Raw genomic sequence first — 7252 nt, 5'->3', positions numbered from 1 at the left:
CAGGCCGGAGAGCGCGGCCGCCGCGGCCGCGCTCTCCGGCCTGCTCCTCTACGTCAGCTTCCCGCCCCGCACCCTGTGGTGGCTGGCCCTGCCGGCCTTCGCGGTCTTCGGCTGGGTGCTGCGCGGCCGCGGCTGGAAGGCGGGGCTCGGCCTCGGCTACCTCTTCGGCCTCGGCTTCCTGCTGCCGCTGCTGGTGTGGACCGGAGTGGAGGTCGGACCGCTCCCCTGGGTCGCCCTGGTGGCGATCGAGGCGATCTTCGTCGCGCTGGTCGGCGCGGGTGTCGCCGCCGTGTCGAAGCTGCCGGGGTGGCCGGTGTGGGCGGCCGCCTTGTGGATCGCCGGCGAGGCGGCACGCGCGCGCGTGCCGTTCGACGGCTTCCCCTGGGGGAAGATCGCGTTCGGGCAGGCGGACGGTGTGTTCCTGCCGCTCGTCGCGGTGGGCGGCACCCCGGTGCTCGGCTTCGCGGTGGTCCTGTGCGGCTTCGGACTGTACGAAGCCGTCCGCCTCGCGGTGGTGTGGCGGCGTACCGGCACGGTGCGCCGGGCCGCGGCGGCCGTGGGTCTGGTGAGCCTGGCCGTCCCCGTGGTGGCGGCCGTGGCGGCCCGGCCGCTGGTCAGCGACAAGGCCGAGGACGGCAGCGTGACCGTCGCGGCGATCCAGGGCAACGTGCCCCGGGCGGGGCTGGAGTTCAACGCCCAGCGGCGGGCCGTGCTCGACAACCACGCGCGCGAGACGGAACGCCTGGCCGCCGAGGTCAAGGCCGGCAAGGTCGCACGGCCCGACTTCGTGCTGTGGCCGGAGAACTCCTCCGACGTCGATCCGTTCGCCAACCCCGATGCCCGTGCCGTGATCGACGCAGCGGCCAAGTCCATCGGCGTGCCCATCTCGGTCGGCGGCGTCGTGGAGCGGGACGGCAAGCTGTACAACGAGCTGATCCTGTGGGACCCGGCGAAGGGCCCCGTCGACACCTACGACAAGCGGCAGATCCAGCCGTTCGGCGAATACCTCCCGCTGCGCTCGCTCGTCGGGGCGATCAACAAGAACTGGACGGAGATGGCCCGCCAGGACTTCAGCCGCGGTTCCACACCGGGTGTGTTCACCATGGACGGCGCCAAGGTCGGTCTCGTCACCTGCTACGAGGCCGCCTTCGACTGGACCGTGCGCTCCGAGGTCACCGACGGCGCCCAGATGATCTCCGTGCCGAGCAACAACGCCACCTTCGACCGCAGCGAGATGACCTACCAGCAGCTCGCCATGTCCCGTGTCCGCGCGGTCGAGCACAGCCGGACCGTGGTGGTGCCGGTGACCAGCGGTGTCAGCGCGATGATCATGCCGGACGGGAAGATCACGCAGAGGACCGGCATGTTCGTCGCCGACTCACTCGTGCAGAAGGTGCCGCTGCGCTCCTCGCAGACGCCCGCCACCCAGCTGGGCGTCCTGCCGGAGATCGCCCTCGTGCTGGTCGCGGCCGGCGGACTGGGCTGGGCCGTCGGCGCCGGTCTGCGGGGGCGACGCGGCGGTGACGTGTAGCCGTACGCCGGTCGGCCTCCTCTTGAAAACCCGCCGGGGCGCCGAACCCGCCCCTTAGGGTCGGGTCATGGCTACTCCCGACTTCATCCGCACCCTGCGCGCCTCGGCCGGTCACCAGCTGCTCTGGCTCCCCGGAGTCACCGCCCTGGTCTTCGACGACGAGGGCAGAATCCTGCTGAACCGTCGGTCCGACACCCGCAAGTGGTCGGTGATCGGCGGCATCCCGGACCCGGGGGAGCAGCCCGCGGCCTGCGCCGTGCGGGAGGTCTACGAGGAGACGGCCGTGCACTGTGTCGCGGAGAGCGTGGTCCTCGTCCACGCAGGGCACCCCGTCACGTACGACAACGGCGACACCTGCCAGTTCATGGACATCACCATCCGTTGCCGTGCCACCGGCGGTGAGGCGCGGGTCAACGACGACGAGTCGCTGGACGTGGGCTGGTTCGACGTCGATGCCCTGCCCGAGCTGAACGAGCACTGTCTGTTCCGGATCAAGCAGGCCATGTCGGGTGCCCCCACATGGTTCGACCCCACTGCATCCGGCTGAACTGTAGGGCGTGACCACATGGGGCGCGACCATCGCGCTGCCTAGGGTCGAGGCATGACCGCGCCCCATGTCCTTCCGGCTCCCCACGCCTTTCCGTTCGACCTCGGTGGCCGCACCGCGCTCGTCACCGGCGCCGCCGGCGGCATCGGCCGCGCCTGCGCGCTGCGGCTCGCGGCCGCCGGGGCGAAGGTGAGAGCGGTCGACCGGGACGCCGCGGGCCTGGAGGCGCTCGCCGGACAGGGCCGCGACCTCGCGGGCACCGTGGAACCGCACGTCCTCGACCTCACCGACCTGGACGCCGCCGAACTCGCCGCCGCGGGCACCGACGTCCTCGTCAACAACGCCGGGCTCCAGCTCGTCCGCCCCATCGAGGAGTTCCCGCCCGACGTCTTCCACACGGTGCTCACCGTGATGCTGGAGGCACCCTTCCGGCTCATCCGGGGTGCCCTGCCCCACATGTACGGGCAGGGCTGGGGCCGCATCGTGAACGTGTCGTCCGTCCATGGGCTGCGCGCCTCGGCCTACAAGTCGGCCTATGTGGCCGCCAAACACGGGCTGGAGGGACTCTCCAAGACCACCGCCCTCGAAGGCGCGCCCCACGGTGTCACCTCCAACTGTGTGAACCCCGCCTATGTGCGCACCCCACTGGTCGAGCAACAGCTCACCGACCAGGCCCGGGCGCACGGCATCCCCGAGGAGCGTGTCCTGTCCGAGGTGCTGCTCCAGGACAGCGCCGTCAAGCGGCTCATCGAACCGGAGGAGGTCGCCGAGGCCGTGGCGTATCTGTGCGGTCCGCAGGCGTCCTTCGTGACCGGCACCTCACTCGTGCTCGACGGCGGCTGGACCGCCCACTGAGCCCCTGCCCTCGTCGGCCCGGGAGTTGTCCACAGGGCTGACGGGACGGCCCGGTCATGGTGAATCCTGAGAGCATGTCCAGCGATCACGTCCAGTCAGCCGAGCGCTCCGCCGGCCGCGCCGAACCGCCGCCGGCCGGCGCGGAGACGCCGTATCTCGAGCTCCTGGCCCGGGGCGCGTCCGCCGACGCCTACGAGCAGCCGGTGCTGCTCGCGCGCGCCGAAGGACGCCCGGCGGAGTGGATCGCCGCACTCCAGCGGGCCAAGCCGCTCGCCCTGCGCGTCCGCTCGGAGCTGGAGGGACGGCGCCGCCGCGAGGCCGAGCTGTCCGCACTGTTCGAGACCGCCCACGACCTCGCCGGGCTGCGCGACCTCGACGCCGTACTCCAGGCGATCGTGCAGCGCGCCCGGTCGCTGCTGGGCACCGACGTCGCCTACCTCAGCCTGAACGACCCGGCGAGGGGCGACACCTACATGCGGGTCACCGAGGGCTCGGTCGCGGCCCGGTTCCAGCAACTGCGGCTCGGCATGGGGGAGGGGCTCGGCGGCCTGGTCGCGCAGACCGCACGCCCCTACGTCACCGACGACTACTTCAAGGACGACCGCTTCCAGCACACCCTCACCATCGACGCCGGCGTGCGGGACGAGGGGCTCGTGGCCATCCTCGGCGTGCCGCTCACGCTCGGGCACCACGTCATCGGCGTGCTGTTCGCCGCGGACCGCCGCGCCCGGGTCTTCGAGCGGGAGCAGATCGCCCTGCTCGGCTCCTTCGCCGCCCTCGCCGCGGCCGCCATCGACACCGCCAACCTGCTCGCCGAGACCCGGTCGGCCCTCGCCGGTCTGGAGCGGGCCAACGAGATCATCCAGGACCGCAGCGGGGTCATCGAACGCGCCTCCGACGTGCACGACCGGCTCGCCGAGCTCGTCCTGCGCGGCGGCGGGGTCCACGACGTGGCCGCCGCCGTCTCAGAGGTCCTCGACGGCACGGTCGAGTTCACCGAGGCGGCCGCGGCACCGGGCGAGGCGCTGGAGGCGTCCCGCGCGGAGGGCCACGCCGTGCGGCACGAGGACGACTGGATCGCCGCCGTCGCCGCCGGCGGAGAGCTGCTCGGCGCACTCGTGCTGCGCGGCCACCCGGGGCTCGACCCCGTCGACCAGCGCACCCTGGAGCGCGCCGCCATGGTCACCTCCCTGCTGCTCCTGGCCCGCCGGTCCGCCGCCGAGGCCGAACAACGCGTGCGCGGCGAACTCCTGGACGACCTGCTCGACGCCCGCGACCGCGACCCGCGCCTGCTGCGGGAGCGCGCGGCACGCCTCCACGCCGACCTCGACGCGGTCCATGTGGTGCTGGCCGCGCGACTGGAGGGCGACGCGCCCGACGCCGACCAGGAGGCGGACGCCCGCAGACGCCTCGCCGCAGCCGCGTCCCACCTCGCCGCGACCCGGCAGGGCCTGGCCGCCGCACGCGACGGCGGCACGGTCCTGCTGCTGCCCCTCGGCCCCGGCGACACCGCCACCGAACTGGCCCGCCGCGCCGCCCGGCATCTGGGCACCGCGGTCCACGCACCGGTCACCGTCGGAGCCTCCGCACCCGCGGAGGACCTCGCCACCCGCCCGGACTCCGTGGCCACGGCCTACGCCGAAGCCCGGCGCTGCCTCGACGCCCTGCGGCTCCTCGGCCGCTCCGGGGACGGTGCCGCCGCCGAGGACTTCGGCTTCCTCGGGCTGCTCCTGGCCGGAGACCGGGACATCCCCGGCTTCGTCGAGCGCACCATCGGCCAGGTCGTCGCGTACGACCGGCGACGCGGTACGGAGCTGCTGCGCACCCTCGACGCGTACTTCGCCTGCGGGATGAGCCCCGCCCGCACCAAGGACGAACTGCACGTTCATGTGAACACGGTCGCCCAGCGCCTGGAGCGCGTCGGCCGTCTCCTCGGCGACGACTGGCAGACCCCGGCCCGCGCCCTGGAGATCCAACTCGCCCTGAGGCTGCACCGGTTGTCGGCGCCGGCACGGTCGCGACCGGGCAGCCGCGCGACGGCCAGGTCGTAGGAATCCTCGACTGCGTCGGTGACCAGCCGCTTGGTGATGCCGGGGCCCGGTCCGAGTGAGATCCAGTGGCGTTTGTCGAGGTAGCGGCCCGGTGTGATCGACGCGTGGGCGTGCACGAGCGCGCGTGCGTGTTCGGGTTCGCACTTGACCGTGATGATCTGCTCGTCCGGGTCGTCGGTGACGATCAGGAACACCTTGCCCGCCACCTTGTACACGACCAGTGCGGGAGTGAAGGGGTATCCGTGGCTGACGCCGGGCAGAGCTGAGGCCGTTCGGCGGGCGATGTCCTGGAGCCGGTCACCGGCCGCGCTCACGAGGTGGCCTGCCTGCCGGTGCCGTAGGTGTGGGGGTCGACGGGCTGCTCTGCCTTGGGCAGGCGGGCGACGACGAGCCGGTAGGAGTCGGTGACGAGTTCCTTGACCAGCACCTTGGCGACGCCTTCCCCGGCCTCCAGCGTGATCCAGTGCTTCTTGTTCATGTGGTAGCCGGGGGTGATGTGGCTGTACTGCTCCCGCAGGGCGTGTGCCTCGCCGGGGTCGGCCTTGAGGATCACGACGGGGCGCCCCAGGACCTCGGTCATCAGCATGAACACCTTGCCGCGCACCTTGAAGACCTCCCAGTCGTCGCCGAAGGGATGCTCCAGCTGGGCTCCGGGCAGCTCCTCGGCGCAGTCGGCGGCGGTCTTGTGCAGGGTCGTTCCGTTCATCGGGCGTTGCCTTCCTCACGGGGTCGTCGCGGCGGCACACCCCATCCTTCCCTCGAAGTCGACAAATGGGGCAGTAGGATGCGGACACGTGATGGTCGACAAGCGACACCCCAGCCCGAGCGGACAGGCCGGACCGGCCGAGGTCCCGCTGTACGGTTTCCAGCCCCCGGTCGGCACCCCGTACGGCCTTGAGGTGAGCACCGTCGAGGACTTCTTCGCCCAGCACGATGACTGGCCGTGGAACCCGCCCCGTCCGGGCCGCGCCACCTTCCATTACCTCATCGCCGTCACCGAGGGCGAGCTGCGGCACGACGTCGACCACCTCACGCGGACCGTCGCCCCCGGCCAGTGGCTGTGGGTGCGCCCGGGACACGCGCAGTGCTGGCATCCGCCCGGCGCCGCCCGCGGCACCTTCATCCTCTTCGAACCGGATGTACTGCGGCCCGACATCGCCCGCCTACTGGCCCCGCTCACCGCGCACGACGCCCCTGCCGTGCTGAGCCCGCACGCCGATGACGCCGCCCGGCTCCAGCAAACGGCGCTCCAACTCCTGGACGAACACAGGGCCCTGGGGCGCCGGCCCCTCGACATCCACCACGCCCTGCGCCGCAGCCTGCTCGAATCGCTACTGCTACGCCTCGCGGGCGCCCCCGGGATCACCCCCGCCGACATGAGAGCCAGCAGAAGCCGTGGTGAAACCTACGGGCGGTTCACGGACGCCCTGGAGCTGCATTTCCGCGAACTGCACCAGGCCGCCGAGTACGCAGAGTTGCTCGGCTGCTCGGTCCGCACGCTGAGCCGCGCGGCACGGGACGCCACCGGCAAGGGAGTGCGTGAGCTCATCGACGAGCGTCGCCTCCTCGAAGCCCGGCGCCTGCTGGGCGGTGCGCAATGGGACGCCCGGACTGTGGCCGACCACCTCGGATTCTCCGACCCCGCGAACTTCGGCCGCTTCTTCCGCGACCGCACCGGTCTCACCCCGGCCGCCTTCGCGGGCCGGGATGCAACACGCGGGTAGCTGTGCCGCGTCAGCGCGTGATCTGACGGAATGGCGTGTAGGTGGTGGTAATGGAGAAGGTGTCGCGGAACTTTTCGCTGAGCTCGCCCAGGATGACGAGTTCGATCATCTCGGTGGAGGCGGCGAAGTCGGCCTGGCCCTCGGCGGTCAGCGCCATGTGCCTCCAGACGGCTTCCTCATTCTCGTAGAGCTCGCGCTGGAAGTAGCTGCCGTCACTGCCCCGGGAGATCTCGTAGGCCAGGATGTACGGCTCCTGCTCCTGGGTTACCGGCAGGACCTTGTCCAGGTAGGTCTGGTACTGCTCCTCCATACCGGACTTGACGCGATAGTGGAAAAGGTTCTCGATCTGGTTGCTCATGGTTTTCTCCGTAGAGGATGCGGGTGCGTTCGGCGGAAAAGCAGAGCGGTTCGGAGCTCAGCCGGTGGTGAAAGCGTCCGGCTGGGCTCCGGGTAACGGCTTGCTCGCTGGCCCCTCGGGGAGGATCTCCTCGATCCGCCCCAGGTCGCTGACGGTCAGACCCAGTTGGGGGCATGCCCTTCGGCG

Annotated in this window: 7 protein-coding genes and 1 pseudogene; 5 read left to right on the top strand and 3 right to left on the bottom strand. The window is 71.6% G+C overall.

What is annotated here, in order from left to right; genetic code table 11:
• The 4 genes from lnt to CCL05_RS32200 all read left to right on the top strand — a co-directional run.
• A partial coding sequence (gene lnt, locus CCL05_RS32215) for an apolipoprotein N-acyltransferase (RefSeq protein ID WP_086564211.1) occupies positions 1–1531 on the top strand: 1531 nt, incomplete at its 5' end.
• Positions 1532–1598: 67 nt separating this feature from the next.
• Positions 1599–2078 (top strand): NUDIX hydrolase, encoded by a 480-nt coding sequence (locus tag CCL05_RS32210; protein WP_086564210.1) that lies wholly within the window; start codon positions 1599–1601, stop codon positions 2076–2078.
• 54 nt (positions 2079–2132) lie between these two features.
• Positions 2133–2933, top strand: coding sequence for a 3-hydroxybutyrate dehydrogenase (locus CCL05_RS32205; protein WP_086564209.1), 801 nt, complete (start codon positions 2133–2135; stop codon positions 2931–2933).
• A 74-nt stretch (positions 2934–3007) separates the two neighbouring features.
• Entirely contained in the window at positions 3008–4984 is a 1977-nt protein-coding gene (locus CCL05_RS32200; RefSeq protein ID WP_086564208.1) for a helix-turn-helix domain-containing protein, read from the top strand.
• Positions 4985–5034: 50 nt separating this feature from the next.
• On the opposite strand, the pseudogene CCL05_RS46560 reads toward CCL05_RS32200, so the two are convergent.
• Positions 5035–5190, bottom strand: a pseudogene (locus CCL05_RS46560) (MmcQ/YjbR family DNA-binding protein); the annotation flags it as partial.
• 104 nt (positions 5191–5294) lie between these two features.
• Complete coding sequence (locus CCL05_RS32190; RefSeq protein WP_086564207.1) at positions 5295–5690, bottom strand: MmcQ/YjbR family DNA-binding protein; 396 nt, start codon at positions 5688–5690, stop codon at positions 5295–5297.
• Between the two features lie 88 nt (positions 5691–5778).
• Between CCL05_RS32190 and CCL05_RS32185 the strand changes: the two genes are divergently transcribed.
• On the top strand, positions 5779–6708 hold the full coding sequence (locus tag CCL05_RS32185) for a helix-turn-helix domain-containing protein (protein WP_244204481.1): 930 nt from the start codon (positions 5779–5781) through the stop codon (positions 6706–6708).
• Between the two features lie 10 nt (positions 6709–6718).
• Here CCL05_RS32185 and CCL05_RS32180 read toward each other — a convergent pair whose 3' ends face one another.
• Positions 6719–7066: a putative quinol monooxygenase gene (locus CCL05_RS32180; protein WP_086564205.1), complete on the bottom strand. Its 348-nt coding sequence runs from the start codon at positions 7064–7066 to the stop codon at positions 6719–6721.
• Positions 7067–7252 lie beyond the last annotated feature (186 nt).

Source organism: Streptomyces africanus (assembly GCF_002150735.1).
Lineage (GTDB): Bacteria > Actinomycetota > Actinomycetes > Streptomycetales > Streptomycetaceae > Streptomyces > Streptomyces africanus.
Note: the sequence above shows the minus strand (reverse complement) of the source record. Positions and strands in the feature narration are given on the sequence as shown.